Annotated in this window: 19 protein-coding genes; 6 read left to right on the forward strand and 13 right to left on the reverse strand. The window is 65.0% G+C overall.

The genetic code is table 11. The features are described from left to right. Positions 1-4: 4 nt before the first annotated feature. Positions 5-2,281: a ComEC/Rec2 family competence protein gene (locus RX330_RS18475; RefSeq protein WP_317239352.1), complete on the forward strand. Its 2,277-nt coding sequence runs from the start codon at positions 5-7 to the stop codon at positions 2,279-2,281. A gap of 7 nt (positions 2,282-2,288) precedes the next feature. On the opposite strand, the gene RX330_RS18480 is transcribed toward RX330_RS18475, so the two are convergent. The 7 genes from RX330_RS18480 to RX330_RS18510 form a co-directional block, all read right to left on the reverse strand. After that, a complete protein-coding gene (locus tag RX330_RS18480) occupies positions 2,289-3,227 on the reverse strand; it encodes a GAF domain-containing protein (protein WP_317239353.1) in 939 nt (312 codons plus the stop codon). A gap of 208 nt (positions 3,228-3,435) precedes the next feature. Then, positions 3,436-3,870 (reverse strand): hypothetical protein, encoded by a 435-nt coding sequence (locus RX330_RS18485; RefSeq protein ID WP_212090141.1) that lies wholly within the window; start codon positions 3,868-3,870, stop codon positions 3,436-3,438. Positions 3,871-4,261: 391 nt separating this feature from the next. Next, positions 4,262-4,963: a transcriptional repressor LexA gene (gene lexA, locus RX330_RS18490; RefSeq protein ID WP_100230812.1), complete on the reverse strand. Its 702-nt coding sequence runs from the start codon at positions 4,961-4,963 to the stop codon at positions 4,262-4,264. 176 nt (positions 4,964-5,139) lie between these two features. Then, positions 5,140-6,351, reverse strand: a complete 1,212-nt coding sequence (gene glp, locus RX330_RS18495; RefSeq protein ID WP_317239354.1) for a gephyrin-like molybdotransferase Glp — start codon at positions 6,349-6,351, stop codon at positions 5,140-5,142. A 217-nt stretch (positions 6,352-6,568) separates the two neighbouring features. Further along, positions 6,569-6,775: a hypothetical protein gene (locus RX330_RS18500; RefSeq protein WP_212090147.1), complete on the reverse strand. Its 207-nt coding sequence runs from the start codon at positions 6,773-6,775 to the stop codon at positions 6,569-6,571. A gap of 160 nt (positions 6,776-6,935) precedes the next feature. Next, the gene (locus tag RX330_RS18505) at positions 6,936-7,559 is read right to left on the reverse strand and encodes an HAD family hydrolase (RefSeq protein ID WP_317239355.1); all 624 of its coding nucleotides are present in this window, start codon (positions 7,557-7,559) and stop codon (positions 6,936-6,938) included. A 61-nt stretch (positions 7,560-7,620) separates the two neighbouring features. Next, positions 7,621-8,754 carry an alpha-hydroxy acid oxidase gene (locus tag RX330_RS18510; protein WP_317239356.1) on the reverse strand — a complete coding sequence of 378 codons (1,134 nt, stop codon included), beginning with the start codon at positions 8,752-8,754 and terminating at the stop codon, positions 7,621-7,623. Between the two features lie 290 nt (positions 8,755-9,044). Between RX330_RS18510 and RX330_RS18515 the strand changes: the two genes are divergently transcribed. Beyond that, positions 9,045-10,382, forward strand: coding sequence for a S41 family peptidase (locus tag RX330_RS18515; protein ID WP_212090156.1), 1,338 nt, complete (start codon positions 9,045-9,047; stop codon positions 10,380-10,382). A gap of 118 nt (positions 10,383-10,500) precedes the next feature. Here the strand turns inward: RX330_RS18515 and RX330_RS18520 are convergent, their stop codons facing one another. After that, the gene (locus RX330_RS18520; protein WP_317239357.1) at positions 10,501-10,902 is read right to left on the reverse strand and encodes a hypothetical protein; all 402 of its coding nucleotides are present in this window, start codon (positions 10,900-10,902) and stop codon (positions 10,501-10,503) included. Positions 10,903-11,227: 325 nt separating this feature from the next. Between RX330_RS18520 and opgC the strand changes: the two genes are divergently transcribed. The 3 genes from opgC to RX330_RS18535 all read left to right on the forward strand — a co-directional run bounded on the left by opgC (position 11,228) and on the right by RX330_RS18535 (position 13,329). After that, entirely contained in the window at positions 11,228-11,779 is a 552-nt protein-coding gene (gene opgC / locus RX330_RS35785; RefSeq protein WP_410706919.1) for an OpgC domain-containing protein, read from the forward strand. A gap of 235 nt (positions 11,780-12,014) precedes the next feature. After that, a complete protein-coding gene (locus RX330_RS18530) occupies positions 12,015-12,404 on the forward strand; it encodes a hypothetical protein (protein ID WP_317239358.1) in 390 nt (129 codons plus the stop codon). A gap of 313 nt (positions 12,405-12,717) precedes the next feature. Then, on the forward strand, positions 12,718-13,329 hold the full coding sequence (locus RX330_RS18535) for an RNA polymerase sigma factor (RefSeq protein ID WP_212090174.1): 612 nt from the start codon (positions 12,718-12,720) through the stop codon (positions 13,327-13,329). Here RX330_RS18535 and RX330_RS18540 read toward each other — a convergent pair. Then, entirely contained in the window at positions 13,326-16,058 is a 2,733-nt protein-coding gene (locus tag RX330_RS18540; RefSeq protein WP_212090178.1) for an EAL domain-containing protein, read from the reverse strand. The two genes, RX330_RS18535 and RX330_RS18540, sit on opposite strands and share 4 nt — an antisense overlap. 313 nt (positions 16,059-16,371) lie before the next feature. Here RX330_RS18540 and RX330_RS18545 point away from each other — a divergent pair, with 313 nt between their 5' ends. After that, positions 16,372-16,536 carry a Flp family type IVb pilin gene (locus RX330_RS18545; RefSeq protein ID WP_212090181.1) on the forward strand — a complete coding sequence of 55 codons (165 nt, stop codon included), beginning with the start codon at positions 16,372-16,374 and terminating at the stop codon, positions 16,534-16,536. A 3-nt stretch (positions 16,537-16,539) separates the two neighbouring features. Here the strand turns inward: RX330_RS18545 and moaC are convergent, their stop codons facing one another. Genes moaC through RX330_RS18565 form a run of 4 tightly spaced genes read right to left on the reverse strand, consistent with a single transcriptional unit; the run spans position 16,540 to position 20,810 of the window. Then, positions 16,540-17,052, reverse strand: coding sequence for a cyclic pyranopterin monophosphate synthase MoaC (moaC, locus tag RX330_RS18550; RefSeq protein WP_212090185.1), 513 nt, complete (start codon positions 17,050-17,052; stop codon positions 16,540-16,542). Position 17,053: 1 nt separating this feature from the next. Continuing rightward, on the reverse strand, positions 17,054-17,875 hold the full coding sequence (gene trpC / locus RX330_RS18555) for an indole-3-glycerol phosphate synthase TrpC (protein ID WP_212090188.1): 822 nt from the start codon (positions 17,873-17,875) through the stop codon (positions 17,054-17,056). Between the two features lie 8 nt (positions 17,876-17,883). Next, positions 17,884-18,897, reverse strand: coding sequence for an anthranilate phosphoribosyltransferase (gene trpD / locus RX330_RS18560; RefSeq protein ID WP_317239359.1), 1,014 nt, complete (start codon positions 18,895-18,897; stop codon positions 17,884-17,886). Between the two features lie 14 nt (positions 18,898-18,911). Continuing rightward, positions 18,912-20,810, reverse strand: a complete 1,899-nt coding sequence (locus RX330_RS18565) for a SurA N-terminal domain-containing protein (RefSeq protein WP_212090206.1) — start codon at positions 20,808-20,810, stop codon at positions 18,912-18,914. Positions 20,811-20,916 lie beyond the last annotated feature (106 nt).

Here is a 20,916-nt window from a genome sequence, read left to right on the forward strand (position 1 = left end):
GAAGATGGCGGAGCCGGGCCGGCCAGTACGGTCCCAAGGTATTGCCGGGACGTGGCCGGTCGGCCGTGCTGCGCCCGCCGGCGGCTTTGTTCCGGCGGGCTTTGGCATCTGGCCCGCGATCGTCGAAACAATCCGCGCATGGGCCCGCGCCGAGGCCGGTCCCGGGCGTCTGTTGCCGTGGGTGCCGGTCGCCTTCGGCGGCGGCATCGCGTTCTATTTTGCCGCCGATCATGAGCCGGTGCTGTGGGTTGTCGCGACGACGGCGATCGTGCTGCTGCTCGGCGCGATCCTGTTACGGCGGAGCCGGCTGTTCGCGCCCGCGATCATGATCGCTGTGGTCGCCGCGGGCTTTGCCGTGGCGACCTGGAAGACGGCGCGCATCGCCCATCCGGTGCTGGCAAAACCGCTCTATTCGGTGTCGCTGTCGGGCTTCGTCGAGACGCGCGATATCCGCGAGCGCACCGATCGTTTCGTGCTGCGCGTCACCGCCATGGAGGCGCAGCGCAGCGACGTCAAGCTGGAACGCGTCCGCCTCTCCGTGCGCAAGGGCACGGCGCCCGAGGTCGGCAGCTTCGTGCAGCTCAAGGCGCGGCTGATGCCGCCGCTCGCGCCGGTCCGCCCCGGCAGCTACGATTTTTCACGCGACATGTTCTTCCAGGGTATCGGCGCCTCCGGCTTCGTGATGGGCGCGATCACGGCTTCTGTCCCGCCGGATGCCGGTGGCCTGCGGCTGCGCTATGCCGCTTTCATGCAGGGCCTGCGCGATGCCATCGACGCCCGCATCCGCTCAACGCTCGAGGGCGACAACCGCGCGATCGCGACGGCGCTGCTCACCGGACGGCGTGATGCGATTTCCGCGCCCGTGAACGATGCGATGTTCATCTCGGGACTCGGACACGTTCTTTCGATCTCGGGCTATCACATGGCGGTGGTCGCGGGCGTCGTCTTCTTCGCGGTGCGCGCGTTGCTGGCCCTGATCCCGGGCCTCGCAGTCGGCTTCGCCATCAAGAAATGGTCGGCCGCAGCCGCCCTGGTGGCGGCCGCGTTCTATCTTCTGCTGTCGGGTGCGGAGGTCGCGACGCAACGCTCGTTTTTCATGACCGCCGTGGTGCTGATCGCGGTGATGGTCGATCGCCGCGCCATCACCTTCCGCACCCTGGCCGTGGCGGCGCTGATCGTGCTCGCGGTTGCGCCCGAGGCGCTGGTGCATCCCAGTTTTCAGATGTCCTTCGCCGCGACGCTCGGGCTGGTGGCGCTGGTGCAGATCGGCATGCCGAACCTGCTTGCCTCGCCTGATCATTCGGCGACGGCGCGCGTCGCGCTGTGGGGCGGCCGCGAGATCGCGATGCTGTTCCTGGCCTCCCTGATCGCGGGGCTTGCGACCACGCCCTATGCCGCCTTCCACTTCCATCGCGTCACGCCCTACGGCGTGCTCGCCAATCTCGGTGCGATGCCGGTGGTCTCCGCACTGGTGATGCCGGCAGGCCTGTTGGGATTGCTCGCGGCGCCCTTCGGGCTCGACGGCGCGTTCTGGTGGCTGATGGGGATTGGCATCGACTGGATGGTTGCGGTCTCGCGCTGGGTGGCGGCCTTGCCGGGCGCGGTCGGCCGCATTCCAGCCTTTGGCATCGCGCCACTGATTGCAGCAAGCCTCGGCATCATCGTGATGGGTCTGCTGCGGACGCCCCTGCGCTGGTGCGGTGCCGTGGTGCTGCTGGCCTCCATCGCCTGGGGCCTGTCGGTGCGGCAGCCCGATATCCTGATTGCAGGGGATGGCGCGAGCGTCGCGGTGCGCGGCGGGGACGGGCGGTTGCACCTGATCAGGACGGGCAAGGACAATTTCCTGCTGAAGGAGTGGCTGGCGGCCGACGCTGATCCGCGCGATGCCGGCAGCAGCGCGCTGGCCGAGGGCGTGTCGTGCGACGAGTCCGGCTGCGTGACGCCGCTCGCCGACGGGCGGCTGGTCGCGCTGGCCTCGCGCATCGACGCGCTGGCGGACGATTGCAGCCGGGCTGCACTGGTGGTGGCGTCGCGGCCCGCGCCGCCCGATTGCGCGGCAATGGTGGTCGATCGGCAGCGGCTCGCTCGCCAGGGTGCGCTGGCCCTGACGCAGCGTGGCGAGGGTTTTTCCGTGCAGGCGGTGAGGGCGAGAGGCACGAACCGCCCGTGGTTGCCCGCCGGTGCCGGCGAAGGTGATTTCGACGGCAGCCTTGCGCCGAAGGTGGCGCTCCGCAACCGGGACGCTACGCCGTCGGAGGCTGACTTGCAGGCCGACGATTGATTGCGATTTACAGATACCAGGCCAGCACGGCTTCCAGCCTTGCGTTGTCGATGACCGGCAGGGCCACCATCCGGCTCAGCCCGGCTACGCGGGCCTCGGAGCCGGCGATCGAGCTGTCATGGGTGAGATCGTCGTCGAGCGCCGGCATGCCGGTGGCCCATGCGCCGCCGATGCTGCCTTCGCCCCTGCCGATGGATCTACCCGCGTAGAGCGCGGCAAGGTCGGTCTGCGCGCTGCAATCGCCGGCGCGAAAGACCAGCACTGAGCGGGCCTCGTTCGGGACCCAGATCTCGAAGCGTCGCGCAATCGGGGTTGCCTGCGCGGAGAGCAATGTCAGAACCCACGTCTCGGTGCCGGTTCGGTAGGGCACGCCGACCCCCAAATTGATCCCGATCTTGGCCGCGTCCTCCCAGCGCAGGAAGCTCTTGGCGTCGTGCAGGTCCTTGATGATCAGCGGCAGACCCGCCTTCCAGGTGCGTCCGGGCAGGCCGAAGCCGCGCGGAAACCTGGTGTGGCGGGAGTTGAATTCGAACATGTCCGCCATGCCGTAATAGCCGTTGACGAGCGCCATCTCGTGGGAGCGATCGGGATCGTTGTGCCAGAGTTCGATCGCGCCGACATGCGCCTCGTCGTCCCCGCAGAACAGCACCATCACGGCTTGCAGGAATTCGCCCGCGAACACCGGCACCGCCACGCCGCAGGTGAGGCCGGCCGCGACGGCCTGCTCGGTCCGTTTGAAATAGGAGTTGGCGAAGGTCGTGAGGATGACGGGATGGCCAGAGGCCCAGGCCTTGCCGGGAAGTCCCTCGTCATATCCGAAGTGCAGGTCCTCGCTCACGGACTTGAACGCGGACAGCCCTTCGCCGTAGAGGCCGCCGCCGAATTCCAGACGCCTGCGCGTCCGGTCGGGCACCCAGAGTTCAACGACGCGAATGAAGGTCTTCATCGAGCGTGTCCGCCGCCTCAAACCACGACAGCATCGGTCATTTGGCTGCGGAGCGGACGTTCAAAATTCAGGCAGGACGGCTCAAACTTCGTGCGGCGCCGGGCGGGCCGATCGATGTTCGTGAAAACACGAACCATGCCATCTCGCCGGCGTCTGCCGGCGATGGCACTTCAATCCTGGCGGCATCCAGTTGTCAGTCGAGGTGGCGTCAGCCGATCGGCAGGCGCGTGACCGGCGACCGGCTGTCGTCGATGATCTGCGGCTTGTGCTCGCGCTCGCCGACGGGCTGGGTCACCGGCAATTGCAACACGGTGGCACGCTGGCCTTCGACGAGTTGTGTCACAAGCACGTATTTACCGTCAGGGAATTCGATCGCGTCGTGGTGGCGATCGGGAATGTGCGGATCGATCTTGCCGAACTTGCCGACGCGCGAATTGACGGTGCGCGTCCAGATCCAGCGATTGTCGTAGCGGACGTTGTCGGCGAAGGCGAGCTCCGTCCCGGGCAGCAGACAGACGGCCACGGTCGGATCGGCGGCAGAAGCAAAGCCACGCGTCGAGGTGCCGCGGAACGTTGTCGACACGATCGTCTCGCCGACTTCGGCGGGGCGCGATGCAACGGCATGCAGGCTGTAGTCACACATCGGGTGCTCCTCATTCGAAGATAGCAACCCGCGCCTCCCTCGGAGGCGCAAGCCTCTATCAGAGTGGAAGCACGCAACGCTCTGCTTGGTTGTAGGCAAATCTGCGGCTGGTCTGCGGGACGCGATCAAATTATCTTTTCGAATCCGACAGGAACAAAGCTCACATCAATGCATTCGGCGAGGACCAACGTCAGCGGCGCGCGGGCGCCGATGCGTCATGTCTGCTCGAGGACTCGAGACCGCGAAGCAATGGGGGCTTGTGGCGACACGCCGAGGCGTCGCCTCTGAAGAGGGGCCGGACAATCTGCGCAAGACCAGAAGATTGTCCAGCAGGAGCGGATCAGATCCGCTCCAGTCGGAATCATGGGTATCGAATGACCGCCGAGGGCTCTCAGTACTTCCGGTAAAGCCCGATCAGCTTGCCCTGAATCTTCACGCGGTTCGGCGGCAGGATGCGCACCTCATAAGCGGCATTGGCGGGCTCGAGTGCGATCGAGGCGCCGCGGCGGCGGAAGCGCTTGAGCGTGGCCTCCTCGTCGTCGATCAGCGCCACCACGATGTCGCCGGTATCGGCGCTCTCGTTGCGCTGGATCAGCGCCATGTCGCCGTCGAGGATGCCGGCCTCGACCATGGAATCGCCGCGCACTTCGAGCGCGTAGTGCTCGCCGGAGCCGAGCATGTCGGGCGGCACGCTGATGGTGTGGCTGCGGGTCTGCAACGCCTCGATCGGCGTGCCGGCCGCGATGCGGCCCATCACGGGCACTGCGACGGGCCGCTCGCCCTCGTCGACGGGCGGGCTGGAGCTCGCGCGCACCTTGCCGAGATTGCCCTCGATGACGCTCGGCGTGAAGCCGCGCCGGTTGCCGGCCGCAGCCTGAAGCTCCGGCAGCTTGATGACTTCGATGGCCCGAGCGCGGTTGGGCAGGCGGCGGATGAAGCCGCGCTCCTCGAGCGCGGTGATCAGGCGGTGGATGCCCGACTTCGAGCGCAGGTCGAGCGCATCCTTCATCTCGTCGAAGGACGGCGGCACGCCGCTTTCCTTCAAACGTTCACTGATGAACCGCAGAAGCTCGTATTGTTTGCGCGTTAACATCTCGACCTAAGTCCCCCGGTTGATGCCGTTCGATTCCGAGACGATGAATTCAGCGATAAGCCGCTACATGCTCGAAACAAATCATGAACGGACACTATATGTTCGATACATGTTCCGCAACTGCTTAATTTACCGTGAACAGGGGCGAGTTCGCGGAATGCGTGTGGCCGCGCAGTTCAGACGGGGAGGCGCAGCACCTCGCAAGGGCTGCCCGCCTCGGCCTTCGGCGCGAACGGCGGGCGCACGAGAAGTACCTGTGCTGCAGCAAGATTCGCAAGCAGAGAGGAGTCCTGATGGCTAACGGGAACGGCGACGAGCGCGCCGTCGTCGCGCAGCTCCAGGCGCGCGCGCAGATAATCCTCGCGCTGGTCGTTGGCGCCGAGATCGCGGCCCAGTACGGCCCGCTCGCGGCGATGATGAATCACCGAACGGCCCGACAGCGCGCGAATCAGCGGCACCATGAACAGGAAGGCGCACACATAGGAGGACACCGGATTGCCGGGCAGGCCGATCACGCGCATCGCGCCGAGCCGTCCGTGCATCATCGGCTTGCCGGGCCGAATCGCGATCTTCCAGAACGCCATTGAGATGCCTTCGTCCCGGAGCGCTTGCTGGACCAGATCGTGGTCGCCGACAGATGCGCCGCCCGTCGTGACCAGGATATCGGTTTCGGTCTCGCGGGCGCGGCGGATGCCGGCGGAGGTGGCTGCAAGCGTATCTGCGGCAACACCGAGGTCGATGGTCTCGGCGCCCTCGCTGCGGGCGAGCGCGTGCAGGGCGTAGCCATTGGAATAGACGATCTGGCCGTGCCCGGGCGTTGAGCCCGGCATCACCAGTTCGTCGCCGGTGGCGAGGATCGCGACCTTCGGACGGCGGCAGACGGCGAGGTGGGGGTAGTTCATGGCGGCGGCGAGCGCGAGATCGCGCTCCGTCAGCCGGGTTCCCTTGCGCAAGAGGACGTCGCCTTCACGGAAGTCGACGCCTACCGGGCGGATGTGCCGTCCGGCGATCGCGGCTTGCTTGATCGTGACGCAGCTGTCGTCCGCGACGGTGTCCTCCTGGATCACGACGGCGTCGGCGCCGTCGGGAATGACGCCGCCGGTGAAGATCCGTACGGCTTCGCCGGCGCCGACCGTTCTTGCGAAAGGACGGCCCGCCGCGACCTCGCCGATGACCGTCAGCCGGGAATCGATCGTTGCCGCATCGGCGGCGCGGACGGCATAGCCGTCCATCGCCGACATCGCCTGCGGCGGCTGCGTGCGCCGCGCCGCGACGTCGCGCGCGAGCACGCGATGGTAGGCATCGTCGAGCGGAGCCATCTGTTCAGCCAGCGGCTCCGCACCCGCCAGTACCGCGGCAAGCGCGTCAGAAACGGGCATCAAAGCCAAGGGCTAAACTCCTGCTGAGCACATCGATAAATGGCCGGCGAGAGTTCTATCCGAGTGCGGGCGCGAGGCAAAGCAGCACGCAGGGTGATTTAGCCTGCGTGGCCCCAGCGGAGGACGCAGCTCACGTCCGTCGCGGCATGATCCGGAAGGCGAGACAGACCGGGATGAGGATGGCCATGGCGAGCACGAGAAGGACGAGCACCACGGCCAGCATCGGTCAACTCCCGCTCGGTCGGTCCGAGCCGTCGTCCAGTGCGACGTCGGGAGCTTTGGGACCTTGATCCTTGTCCGGTAGCGGATCGGCCAAGGATTTCAGGTCGGCGGCCTTGCTGATCAGCTTGGCGGAAAGGTCAGAATCCGAGGTGGTTCTTGCGAATTCAAGCAGGAGAGAGGCTTGCTTGGTGAGATAGGTTTTGCCCAGCACGTCGATAAGTCCGATGTAGAAGTCCCAACGGACTCATGAGTCCTAAGGGCGGTATTCCGTTCCCGGAACTCTGTACAAAAATGCACAAAGGGAACTGGTTCCCCATTCTGTGCAAATTTTGCCTTCGGGAGGCCGGTTCCGCGGCGACGGCCGGCTGGCCTCAGATGCCCAGTGCCTTCAATGCGTTCCCGACATCGCGCGGCGAGGTGACATGCACGGCGGTCAGGCCGCGTGCCCGGGCTCCCTCGATGTTCTCGGCGAGATCGTCGAAAAACAGGATGCGCTCCGCCGGGACGCCGATCGCCGCGACGACATGGTCGAAAGCCGCCGCATCCGGTTTGCGCAGGCCGATGCTGGACGACAGATACAGCTCGCGGAAATGGCCGAGCAGGCCGGCATATTCCTTCGAGAAATAATCGACATGCGGCCGATTGGTGTTGGAGAATGCGTAGAGCGGCATCCGCTTTGCCGCACGCGGCAACAGCTCGGCGATATCAGGCATCTCGCCGGCGAAGATCGCGTTCCAGCCCTCGAGGAACTGCGCGTCCGAAATGCCGATTCCGAGCGAGCTGCGCAGCGAGGCGAAATAATCCTCGTCGCTGATCCTGCCGACCTCGTGCAGCCGGTAGGCCTCGTCACGCACATAGCGCGCGACGATCGCCTCGGGCCGGCAGCCGGCATGTCCCGCCCAGCAGGCGATCGCCTTGGAGAAGTCGATGTCGAGCACAACGCGCCCGAGATCGAACAGAAGCGCATCCGCGCTGCCGGGAGAGAGCGATGTCATTGCGTCCTTTTCAGTTCAGCATCGGTGGGCAAGTCACCTTCGACGGGTCGCTTTCGACAAGTCAGTATCGATAAGGCTCGTGGTCGAACAGCGGGAACGCGCTGAACACGCTCGGTGCGTTGGTGGCGGTGGCCGGACGCAGGCAGGATCTGTCGACTTCGGCAAACGAGGTGGCGCCCAACAGGCCGAGGCAGCGCAGCACCTCGTCCTCCAACAGCTCCAGCATCCGCGTGATGCCGGCTTCGCCGGCCGCCGCCAGCGCCCAGCATTGCAGCCGGCCGATGCCGACGAGGTCTGCGCCTGCCGCGATCGCCTTGACGATGTCGGTGCCGCGACAGACCCCGCCATCGACCATGATTTTGGCACGCCCCTTCACGGCCTCGACGATCTCGGGCAGCACATGCATGGCGCCGAGGCCATGGTCGAGTTGGCGTCCGCCATGATTGGAGACGTAGATCCATTCGACGCCGTGATCGACCGCGATCAGGGCGTCCTCGGCGGTGGCGATGCCCTTCAGGATTAGCGGGATCTTGAACTTGTCCTTGACCATTTTCACCGTCCGCCACTCCAGGCCCTTCTGGAAATCGCCGCCGGTGGCACGCAGGCGGCTCTCGCGAACGTAGCGCTTGGCGATGTCACGTTCGCGACGGCTGTAATGGGCGGTGTCGACGGTCAGGCAGAAGGCGGCATAGGCCTTCTTCTCGGCGCGGCTGACGACATCGGCGACGAAAGCGTCGTCGCCGCGGACATAGAGCTGATAGAGCCGGAGCGCATCGGGGGCTGCCTCGGCGGTCTTCTCCAGTCCCGGCTCGGAGACCGAGCTCAGCATGTGCGATGCGCCGAAGGCGCCGGCACCGCGCGCGACGCTCGCCGCGCCGTCCGGGTCGAAGATCTCGAGCGCGCCGACGGGGGCGAGCACCACCGGCAGACGCATCTTGCGGCCGAACTGCTGAACCGAGCCGTCCACCTTGCGGACGTCGCGCAGCACGCGCGGGCGAAAGGCGATCTCGTCCAGCGCCATGCGGTTGCGGCGCATCGTGGTTTCGGTCTCGGCGGCACCGATGATGTAGTCCCAGGCGTTCTGGTTGAGATTGGCCCGCGCTTTCCGGACGAATTCGTGCAGGTTCTGGAACGGCTCGTTGCTGGCGCCGAGCTCGACGTTCCGTTCCGCCCGGATGCGGGGTGCTTCGTTCATTGTTATCCTCCCGAGAATTTGAAGCCTTATGTCATCGCCTAACCCGTCCAGCCCTCCAAAACTATCCTAAAATCGCATAGCTGCGAGGCGTGACCGGCCGACCGATTTCCCTTGCGGGCGGACCAGTCCTGCAACGTTGCCAAAAGTTTAGGTCCGGACGAAGCAATTTCTGCGGCGGTCCCGTTGGCGCGGCGTCCCGGCCTTGAAGAAACCAGAATGGTATTGTGAGAAGCGGACTGGATCGCCAATTGCATGGCGCTCCAAAGCCCCAAGCGAGAAGGTCAGACTACATGCGGAAATCCCTGCTGTTCCCTCTGGGCGCGCTCACCGGAGCGTGTCTGACCCTTCTGGTAGCCAGCCCGCACGGCGGCGTATGGGCGGCACGGGCGGCAGTGGGCGCGAATGATGCCTATTCCCAGCTCAACCTGTTCGGCGAAGTGTTCGAGCGCGTGAAGGCGAGCTATGTCGAAAAACCCGACAATGCCAAGCTGGTCGAGGGCGCGATCACGGGCATGGTGACCTCGCTCGATCCGCATTCGCGCTACATGAATGCGAAGGCCTGGACGGAGATGCAGGAGACCACCTCCGGCGAGTTCGGCGGCCTCGGCATCGAAGTCACGATGGAAGACGGCCTCGTCAAGGTCGTCTCGCCGATCGACGATACCCCCGCCTCGAAGGCCGGCCTCATGTCCGGCGACCTCATCAGCAAGATCGACGGCGAGGCCGTGCAGGGCATGACGCTCGAGCAGGCCGTCAACAAGATGAAGGGCCCGGTCGATACGCAGACCAAGCTCACCATCCTGCGCAAGGGCGCCGACGCCCCGCTCGATGTCGCGATCAAGCGCGAGATCATTCATGTGCGTCCGGTCCGCTTCCATGTCGAGAACGGCGACATCGGCTATATCCGCATCACATCGTTCAACGAGCAGACCACCGACGGCCTGAAGAAGGCGATCGCCTCGATCTCCAGGGACGTCCCGCAGGACAAGCTCGTCGGCTATGTCGTGGATCTGCGCAACAATCCGGGCGGACTTCTCGACCAGGCCGTGTCGGTGTCGAGCGCGTTCCTGCAACGCGGCGAGGTCGTTTCGACCCGCGGCCGTACTGCCGAAGAGACCCAGCGCTTCACCGCGCATGGCGGCGACCTCACCAAGGGCAAGCCGCTGGTGGTCCTGGTCAATGGCGGCTCGGCCTCGGCCTCGGAGATCGTGGCCGGCGCACTGCATGACCACAAGCGTGCCACGATCATCGGCACGCGCTCTTTCGGCAAGGGCTCGGTGCAGACCATCATTCCGCTCGGCGCCGCCAACGGTGCGCTGGCGCTGACCACGGCGCGCTATTACACGCCGTCAGGACGCTCGATCCAGGCTCAGGGCATCGCCCCCGACATCGAGATCCTGCAGGACGTGCCGCCCGAGCTGAAGGGCCGGATGGACACCATGGCGGAGTCGCAGATGCGCGGGCATCTGTCGGCCGGTGAGGGCGGCGAGCAGACCGGATCGCAGTCCTACGTGCCGCCGAAGGCGGAGGACGACAAGGCCCTGCACGCGGCCTATGACTTCCTGCACGGCGTCACCGCGAATGCGGTTGCATCGAAGCGCGCGTCGAAGGCTGCGGTGCCGAACTAGACTCTTCGCGACGTCCAGACAATCGCCCGGCAGCGGATGACCGCTGCCGGGCGATTTCGTTTGGTCGTGTCTCAGTTCGGTGTGATGGCTCGCGGCGAGCCGCGGATCACTGCAATCGTCATTGCTGCTTTTTGGGACCCGTGTGGTGCGGGACTTCGGACTTCGGTCCGCCGCCGTAATGATGGCTGCCGCCCGAACCGCTGGTTGACCCGCCATCGTTTTCTTTCTTGCCCATGTGATGCGGGACCTCGGTTTTCGGTCCACCCGTGTAGTGGTGGCCGTTCTTCTCGTCGGAGGCGCGCGTCTGCGCCATGGCAGGCAGCGTGACAAAGGACATGATCGCGGCAACCACGATCAGCTTGCGGTGACTCATTTGGGATTCTCCTGTTCGATCTTTCAAGTTGGTGCCAATCAAGTCCCGGTGGCTTGATCGAGCCGCCAGCAAACCCGGAGCGTGATCATCCGGGTTGAGCAAGATCAACATGGTGATGTGCGTGCCTTCGCCGATCGATGCGAACATCGTCGAATTGCTGCAGGCGACGGGAAGCGGCGCGCTTCTTACAGAAAAAAATAGAACGAACCGCCGAAAATAATGAGGCGCGTGCAATGCCCTCGATCGTGCTGCTGGGCGGCCCAGCGCTGTCGTCGGCAAGTGCCCTCCGCTTGAGGACGAGATGCGTCTCGATTCATTACGCGAGTGAATCACAAAAAGATTTGGCTGGCGCGTCGACCGAGTTTGAGGTCGATCAAACTTGGGCCAGTGGCGCAACCTAGCGTGTCGGCGCGAATGAGCAGCGACGAGGTTGCGATCCCAAAGGCCGATCGTAAAGATGGAGAGCGCGCCGTTGACTGACGAAGCTATTCACGATCCTGGTCGGCCCCTGCAAATCGTACTTCAGTTGCGTCGTCGGCTCTGGGAGACGATCACGATCAGATCGATGCTGGTCGAGCCGCGGCGCGATGTCCGCCTGGATCTGTTTCGCGGGCTGGCGAACTGGCTGATTTTTCTCGGACACATTCCGGAGTCCGCGCTCGTCTGGTTTACGACGCGCAATTACGGCTTTAGCGAAAAGTCCGAGCGGACGGAAAGGGCTGCACTCGATTGCGCCGGCTGCCACAGCAACCGGGAGCCGCACAGCGGATTGTTTGGCCGGGAATGTGCAGCCTGCCACGCGCTCGCGTCCTGGAAAGTCGTGGGGTTCCTGCATCCCTCGCCAACCTCGAAGGACTGCGCCCAGTGCCATCAGGCGCCGCCGAGCCACTATATGGGCCACTTCATCATGATGGATCGCGTCATCGCGGGGCAGGAGCACGCATCGGTCGATCAGTGCTTTCTGTGCCACATGACGGATTCGTTCAACAACATCAAAAGCGTCGGCTGGATGAAGCATCATTGACCGGTGCGACGCAGATGGGTCTCGTAAATTACAGAGTCAGCGAAGAATATTTTGCGAGGTGTTCGCGCCGCACCGCCAGAGCTCGACGGCCTCGCGAGCTCCAGAATTCCGCCGGCCTAACGTGGCGTAAGGCGTGTCCTGGATTGTCGGGTTGGCATGCGCCGTTTTCTGTTGGCCGTCAGTACAACCAGGGTTATATGTTGCAGGACGGATCGCAGGTGCTGGAATGATTGGCTTGATGAAGCCAAGGCGAAGGTGGTGGGGATGGCTTGTCGCCACCGCCTATCTGCTTGCGTCGATGACGCCGTCTCTCGCGATCTCGATCTCTCCTGCCACGGCGAACCCGTGCGAGCATCAGTCCACGCATGGGCACGATCATGCCGATGCCGGATCGGCGCCGCATTCGCATGACGGTGCGATGGCCGGAGATTGTGACGGCGACCACGACCAGTCCGGCGATCGGCATGCAGCCTGCTGCGGCTCGGTGCTGTGCTTCACCGCAGTGTCGCCCCAAGCTCCCGCGATCGCGGGGTTCGTGGCGCCGCACGCGCGCTGCGAAGCGCGGCCGGACGTGATCTGCGACGAAGGCGCATCCCGCCGCCACTACCGGCCCCCCATCGCCTGAAATAGCTCCCGAAGATCGAACTGTGCCGCTCCTGGTCCGAGCGCGGATCGACACGTCTGTGACGGGTGCAACACCCGGCGGATGATGGCGGTGCGCCAGGTCTCGCGCGCGCGGCGCGTCGAGTGGAAGAACGTCGACGTGGCGATCATTGGCCTGCGGAAGGCGAGATCGGCCGCGCAGGCACCACCGTAGCGACGATCTCTCGCGAATATCGTTCGGGAGCTACTGCATCCGCGGATCGCAGCCGCGTGCGATCCGACCAATTTCGCTCCGATGAAGCGATCGGCCGAATGGCATGCAAGGACGATGAGTCATGAAATCGCCGAACAAGAGTCCATCGGTGCAGACACCAGCTTTCCTGGAATCGCAGGAAGCGGTCGTGCGTTCCGCCCTTGTCGGCAGCTACGATCGCCTGCGCGGTTATCTGCAGCGACGCTTTGGCGGTACGGCGGAAGCGGAGGAGGTGCTCCAGGCGTTCATGTTACGCGCACTGGAGCGGTCCGGCGACGTTCGCGATGCGGACTCGGTTCGAGGCTGGCTGAGCAGGGTTCTGGCGACGACCATCGCGGACTTCCACCGCCAGGCATCAAGGAGCAGGACGCGGGAGATGCCGTTCCCGCATGAACTCAACGATCGTCTTGCCGTCGACCAGGATGCCGCGGCCAATGCCGTAGTCTGCGAGTGTCTTCATATCCATCTGTCTCTGCTCAAGCCGGAGCATGCCGAGGTCATTAGAAGGGTCGATCTCGCCGGCGAGCCGCGGGAACTGGTTGCCGCCGATCTGGGCGTGACCGTGAACAACCTGACCGTTCGGCTTCATCGCGCACGACAAGCGTTGAAGGAGCGCCTCGAGCAGACCTGCGTTGTCTGTCTCGAGGAAAGCTTCTGGGAGTGCCGTTGCGCCGACAACCGAGGTCGGAGCTAACCGGCCTCGCGCCGGCGGCTCTTGCCGCCGTCGCGCTGTGCGAGCCGGCTGCGATGCAGCGCGAACAGCTCCAGCACCTTGTCGGCGGGCTTCGCGGCGCTGAAAAGATAGCCCTGCATCTCGGAACAGCCGAGCGCGCGGAGCAGGCGCTGCTGCTCCTCGGTCTCGACGCCCTCGGCCGTGGTGGTCATGCGGCGCGCGGCCGCCAGATTGACCACGGCCTGGACGATGCTGGCGGAGCCGTCGGGACCGGCGATGTCGTCAACGAAACAGCGATCAATCTTGATCTTGTCGAACGGGAAACGGTGCAGATAGCTCAGCGACGAGTAGCCGGTCCCGAAATCGTCGAGCGCGATGCGCACGCCGATGGCCCGGAGCTGGTGCAGGATTGCAAGCGCGGCATCGTCGTCGCGGATCAGCACCGCCTCGGTGATTTCGAGCTCCAGTCGGCTCGCCGGCAGATTCGAAGCGGCGAGCGCCGCCATGATCTTCAGCGCCAGCGTGCCGCTCTTGAATTGCACCGGCGAGACGTTGACGGCGAGGCGGATGTCGTCGGGCCAGCTTGCCGCGTCCCGGCAGGCGGTCGCCAGCACCCATTCGCCGATTTCGTTGATCAGGCCCGTATCTTCTGCGATCGGGATAAACTCCGCGGGCGAGACCATGCCGCGCTCGGGATGGCGCCAGCGCACCAGTGCCTCGCAGCCGGTGATGCGATCATCCTTCAGGCCGAGACAGGGCTGGTAGTGGACCTCGAGGCCGCCTTCGAGACCCCCTTGGGCGATGGCGTGGCGCAGATCGCTCTCGAGCTGCCGGCGTTCGCGGGCCTTGGCGTCCATCTCCGGCTCGAAGAAGCGATAGGTGCGGCGTCCGGCGGACTTGGCGGCGTACATCGCCATGTCCGCGTTCTTGAGGATCTGGTCGAGCGCGGTACCGTGTTCAGGCGCGAGCGCGATGCCGATGCTGGCGTCGGTGTTGAGATGATGGCCCAGGCAGTCGAACGGCGCGCGGATGGCCGCGAAGACCCGCGCGACGAGCTCGTTGACCTGGTCCCGCGACGTCACCGCGCTCTGGACGATGGCGAACTCGTCGCCGCCGAGCCGCGCCACGAAATTCTCTGGGCCCGCACAGTGGCGCAGGCTTGCGGCAACCGATTTCAACAGCTCGTCGCCGACAAGATGGCCGAGCGCGTCGTTGACGCCCTTGAACTCGTCGATGTCGATGTAGTGCACCGCGATCTCTTCGCCACGGCCGACAGCGGCGAGCTCTTCGCGCAGATGCTCGTGGAACATGGTGCGGTTGGGTAGATCGGTCAGCGCGTCGTAATGAGCGAGGTGAGTGATGCGCTCCTCGGTTCGCCGGCGCTCGGTGATGTCCTCGTGGGTTGCCACCCAGCCGCCGTCCGCGAGCGGTTCGTTGAGGATTTGGATCGAGCGGCCGTCGGAGGTCTCAACCACCATCGAGTTGCGCGCATGAACGTCGTTCAGCACGCGCGCGACATAATCGTCGACGTTGCCCGTGAACGAGCCGGTTACCTTGCGATGGGCGATGATGTCGCGGAAGCTGCATCCGGGCATCACGATCTCGGCCGACAATCCGTACATTTCGATGTAGCGCTGGTTGCAGACCACCAGCCGCCGCTCGGCGTCGAACAGCAGGAGGCCCTGCGTCATGTTGTTTACGGCGCGATCGAGCCGCTGCTTTTCCAGCGTCAACCGTTCCCGCGAGAGGCGGTGCTGCTCCAGCAGCTTGCGCACGACCGCAATCAGCACGCCTGCGATGGCGAGCGCGGACGAGGCGGCGACCGAGATCAGAATGCCGATCTGCTCGCGCCAGTCCCTCAGTGCAGCCGCACGCGTCGTGGTGGCCATCATCAGGATCGGGAAGTGGGGCAGGGCGCGCGATGAGATCAGCCGGTCTTCACCGTCGACCGGGCTCACGAAACGGCCGGCGAAGTGATCGAGGCCGAAAACCCGCTGCTGCTCGAATGCACCGTTCTTGAAGTTCCGACCCATCAATTCGCTGGAATGCGGATACCGGGCGAGCAGCGTACCATCGCGGTGCAGCATCGAGATCGTCGCGTCTTCGCCGAGCGCGAGGGAGGCGAAGAACTTCTCGAAATTGGCGGGCTCGATGCCGCGTCCGACGACACCCAGGAACTCGCCGTTCGGCCCGACGATCTTTCGGGCCACGAGGATGGTCCATGCTCCGGTGATGCGACTGTGCAAGGGTTCGATCAGGACGTCAGGCGAATAGGGATCGTATTTGAAGGTGCGAAAATAGCCGCGATCGGCAACGTTCACTTTCGGAGCCGGCCATGCCGTCGATGAATTGATCAGATCCCCGTCGGCATCGATGATGTTGACGCCGCCGATGTAGGGCAGCGCCTCGATCTTCGAGCGCAACATCCGGTGGACGTCCTGGCCCGAAAGGCGCCTGCGATAGTCCTCGGCATTGTTGATTCCGGTCGTGCGGACCTGGTCGACGAAATCCTTCTGGATGACCGCGAAGTCCTGCAGTTGCTGATCGAAATGGTGGGCGACCAGCAGCACCGTGTTCTCCAGCTCGCGGCCGGAGTTGCGCAGCGCCCGCTCGCGGAAATTCTGCGCCATCAGGACCGAACCTATGGCAATTGCTGCGATCAGCAACGTGCCGCCCACCACCAGCCAGCGGATTGGTCCGCCGCGCACGAAGGCCTGGTCAAAGAGGCGATTGCCGAAGCTCGTCATCATGCTGGATCATTGCCGTACACACGCCAGGATCAATTCTTGGCCTCGCAAACATCCGTCGGTTTACGGAAACGGTATGGAGGTGAAGTTAGGAAGCGCGGTTAATGCCAGGTGAACGATCGCGCAAGAAACCGATCGATGTGCGGGCGCAACACCGTGCAGGAATTGCCGCGGGGCTCCCGCGATGCCGGTCAATTCCTGCCGCCCGTGGCGTGATCAACTAGGGCTTAACCATCTAACATGTTGGCGTTCCTCGAAGGCGCATTGGCACGCGATTTGCGAATTCATCTGCCAACCACACCGCGAGGACATGATCATGACGAGCATTCTGAAGAGCTTCATCGACGACGAGAGTGGCGCGACCGCGATCGAATACGGCCTGATCGCCGCCGGCATCGCGCTTGCGATCATCACCGTCGTGAACGGCATGGGCACCAGGCTCAGCACGAAATTCGCGTCGATCAGCACGTCGCTGAAGTAACGATCACGCGCGATAGTGCCCTGACTTGCCGCCGAGCTTCTCGACCAGATGGATGCCTTCGATGCGCACGCCGCGCTCGACCGCCTTGATCATGTCGTAGATGGTGAGACAGGCGACCGACACCGCGGTGAGGGCCTCCATCTCGACACCGGTCGGGCCCGTCACCTTCACGCTGGCGCGAACCAGGCAGCCCGGCAGTTTCGCGTCGGGCTCGATGTCGAGCGTCACCTTCGACAGCGCGAGCGGATGGCAGAGCGGGATCAGCTCCGCGGTGCGCTTGGCGGCCATGATGCCGGCGATGCGGGCTGTGCCGAGCACGTCGCCCTTCTTGGCGTTGCCTGATACGATCAGGTCGAGCGTCGCCCTGGTCATGACGACGCGGCCCTCCGCGACGGCAAGCCGCTCGGTGGCCGGCTTGTCGGACACGTCGACCATTCGCGCCTCGCCGGAGGCGCCGATATGGGTGAGGGCGGGGCCGGCCTTGGGCGGTTTGGTCTTCGCGGGCTTGCGCGCCATGTCAGGTCGTGCCCGTCGCGCGCGCCGTTGTCTCGCGCGCGAGCAGAATGCGCGTCGCCGCGGTGACGTCGGCCTGTCGCATCAGGCTCTCGCCGACCAGGAAGGTCGACATGCCGACGCGCTCGAGCCGGGCGAGATCGGCCGGCGTGAAGATGCCGCTCTCGCCGACCATCAGCCGGTCCTGAGGAATCAGCGGCGCCAGCGTTTCGCTGGTCGCGAGCGTGGTTTCGAAGGTGCGAAGATTACGGTTGTTGACGCCGATCATCGGCGAACGGAGTTTCAGCGCCCGGTCGAGCTCGGCGCGGTCGTGGATCTCGATCAGCACGTCCATGCCGAAGGCAGTCGCGGCGTCCTCGAGATCCCGGGCGGCGGCATCGTCGAGTGCCGCCATGATGATCAGGATGCAATCTGCGCCGTGCGCACGGGCCTCGACCACCTGATAGGTGTCGAACATGAAATCCTTGCGCAGCACCGGCAGGGACGTCGCCGCCCGCGCCGTCACCATGAAGTCGAGATGGCCCTGGAACGAGGGCGTGTCGGTCAGCACCGACAGACAGGCCGCGCCGCCGGCTTCATAGGCCTTGGCAAGCTCCGGCGGGTCGAAATCGGCGCGGATCAGTCCCTTCGAAGGCGAGGCTTTCTTCACTTCCGCGATCAACGCGTAGTCGCCAGCGGCGTGCTTGGCCCTGATTGCGCGCAGGAAGCCGCGCGGCGCGGCTTGCGCGTTGGCCTTCGCCTCGACCGCCGAGAGCGGCTGCGCGCGCTTGGCCGCGGCGATCTCCTCGCGCTTGTAGGTTTCGATCTTGGCCAGGATATCCGACATGGGGGCGCTCAGCCGTTCGAGACCGTGATCAAGTGCTTCAGCTTCGCGTTCGCCGCGCCGCTGTCGATCGACTTGGTGCCGATTGCAACGCCCTCCTTGAGGTCCTTGGCGCGGCCGGCCACAACCAGCGCGGCAGCGGCATTCATTAGTGCCACGTCGCGGTAGGGGCTCGGCTTGCCGCTGAGCACGCTCTGCAAGGCGATTGCGTTGGCGTCGGCGTCGGCGCCCTTGAGTGCGCCGGCCTCGCAGCGCGGCAGGCCGGCCTCCTCGGGCGTCACCTCGAAATTGCGGATCTCGCCATTGTGGAGCGCGGAGACGAAGGTGGGGCCGGTGAGGGTGATCTCGTCGAGGCCATCGGAGCCGTGCACCACCCAGGCGGACTGGGAGCCGAGGTTCTTCAGCACCAGCGCCAACGGCTGCACCCATTGCCGCGAGAATACGCCGACCATCTGGCGCTTGACGCCGGCGGGGTTCGACAGGGGGCCGAGCAGGTTGAAGATCGTGCGCGTCGCGAGCTCGACCCGGGTCGGACCGACGTTCTTCATGGCGGGATGATGGGCGGGGGCGAACATGAAGCCGATGCCGCATTCGCGCACGCAGCGGCCGACCTGCTCGGGCTTGAGGTCGATCTTCACCCCGAGCGCGGCCAGCACGTCGGCCGCGCCCGAGCGCGACGACAGCGCGCGGTTGCCGTGCTTGGCCACCGGCACGCCGGCGCCCGCAACAATGAAGGAGGCGCAGGTCGAGACATTCACCGAGCCGGAGCCGTCGCCGCCGGTGCCGACGATATCGACGGCGTCAGCCGGCGCCGTCACGGTCAGCATCTTCGAGCGCATCGCCGCAACGGCGCCGGTGATTTCGTCCACGGTCTCGCCGCGCACCCTGAGCGCCATCAACAGGCCACCCATCTGCGAGGGCGTGGCCTCGCCGGACATCATGGCGTCGAAGGCGGCAGCGGCTTCGTCACGCGACAGGCTGGCGCCGGTCGCCACTTTTCCAATGATCGATTTCAGGTCGTCCATCGCGTGCTTTCAACTCACTGGTTCGCGCCGGTCACCTGCGCGAAGGCGGCCTGATTAATGGTGGTCCCGATGTCGGTTTCAAGCTTGTTGACGTAGGAAGCGACCTGCTCCTCGGTCTGGGCGCGGTCGAGGCTCTCCTTCAGCTTCTTGACCGCGTCGGAAGCGGCGTCGATCGCCGGCTCGACGATGTCCGTGACGCGGAAGACGACCACTTCGCTGCCGCCGCTGACGGCCGTCTGTCCGACGCCGTCCTTGGCGGTGCGGAAGGCGGCTGACACCACGGCTGCGGGCACGCCGGCGGGAGAATCGTCGCGCTTGAAGCCGGACGCGGTCTCGACCTTGGCGCCGATCGCCGCTGCTTCATCGGCGAGCTTGCCGCCCGCTTCGAGCTTCTGCACCATCTCGCTCGCCCTGGTCTTGAGCTTGGCCGCGATCTGGTCCTGGCGCCAGCGCGCCTCGACCTGGTCACGGACCTCGTCGAGATTGCGGTCGCGCGAGGGCGTGACGGCGAGCACGTCGTACCAGACATAGCCGCCCTTGAACGAGATCGAGTCGTTGTCGATGCCGACATCGGTGTTGAAGGCCTGTGACACCACGTCGAGCCCTTGCGGAATGTTGGCGACCGGCTGGCCGTTCGGGGCGCGGCCGGAGCGGTCGACGGCCTCGATGGTCACGGCGGTGAGGCCGAGCTTCTGCGCCGCGTCGATCACGCTGGAGCCGCCGCCACGCTCGTCTTCCATCTTGTCGCGGAGATCGGCGACCTTGACGCGCGCGCGCTCGGTGGCGATCTCTCGCTTGATGTCGCCGGCAAGACTGGCGTAGTCCGCCTCTTTGCCGGGCTCGATCTTGTCGACCCTGACGATCGCGACGCCAAGCCCACCCTGGATCGGCTGGCTGATCTCGCCGACGGGAAGCGCGAAGGCGGCATCGCCGACTGCGGCTGCGAGCGAAGACTTGGTCACGAGCCCGAGATCGACGTCGGAGGCGCTCAGTCCGCGCTCCTTGCCGAGGTCCTCGAACGATAGTCCGCCGACGAGGCGCTCGCGCGCGGCCTGCGCGTCGGCGACGTTCGGAAACACGATCTGCTGGATCTGGCGCTTCTCCGGCGTACCTAGCCGATCCTTGCGCTGGTCGAACATTTTCCTGGCGTCATCGTCCGACACCTCGGTCCACTTGCCGATTTCCTCGGGCGAGACCGCGACGAAGGCGATCTTGCGATATTCGGGTGCGCGGAACTGGACCTTGTGATCCTCGAAATAGGCGGCGAGCGTCTCGGGCGAGGGCGCGTCGATAGTACCCGCCTGGGCGGCGTCGAGCTTGACGAACTCGATGGAGCGCTGCTCGTTCTGGAAGCGCGTCAGCACGTCGAGCATGGTCTTTGGCGGCTCGACGCCTGCGCCGATCGTGCCGGTGATCTGCCGGCGCAGCGACACCTTCCGCTGTTCGGCGACGTAGCGCTGCTCGGTATAGCCGAAATTGCGGATCAGGGCCTGGAAACGGTTCGCATCGAAATTGCCGCCGATGCCCTTGAAGTTGGGATCGTTCATGATGACCTGGCGGATCTGCTCGTCGGACTGACCGAGGCCGAGACGGCGCGCCTCCTCGTCGAGGGCGGCTTCTGCGATTGCCTGCTGCAGCACCTGGCGGTCGAGGCCGAAGGCACGCGCCTGGTCGGGCGTCAGCGGACGGCCGAACTGGCGACTGATCTGTTGCAGGCGGTCGGTGTAGATCTGGCGGAACTCGTTGAGCGATATTTCGGTGCTGCCGATCTTGGCCACCGTGGACTGCCCGAAACCTTTGAAGATGTCGGCAATGCCCCAAACGCCGAAACTGATGATCAACACGCCCATCACCACGGCCATAATGATCTTGCCGAGCCAGTTTGATGAGGCCTTGCGCATTCCTCGAAGCATTTGGTCCAACTTGTTTGAGCAGGAGGGGAACGGGAGCGCGTCTTAATGCAAATTCAGCAAAAGCGCCTCACCAAATTGATCAATCATCATAAAGTGGTGGCTTTCC

Source organism: Bradyrhizobium sp. NDS-1, assembly GCF_032918005.1.
GTDB classification, from domain to species: domain Bacteria; phylum Pseudomonadota; class Alphaproteobacteria; order Rhizobiales; family Xanthobacteraceae; genus Bradyrhizobium; species Bradyrhizobium tunisiense.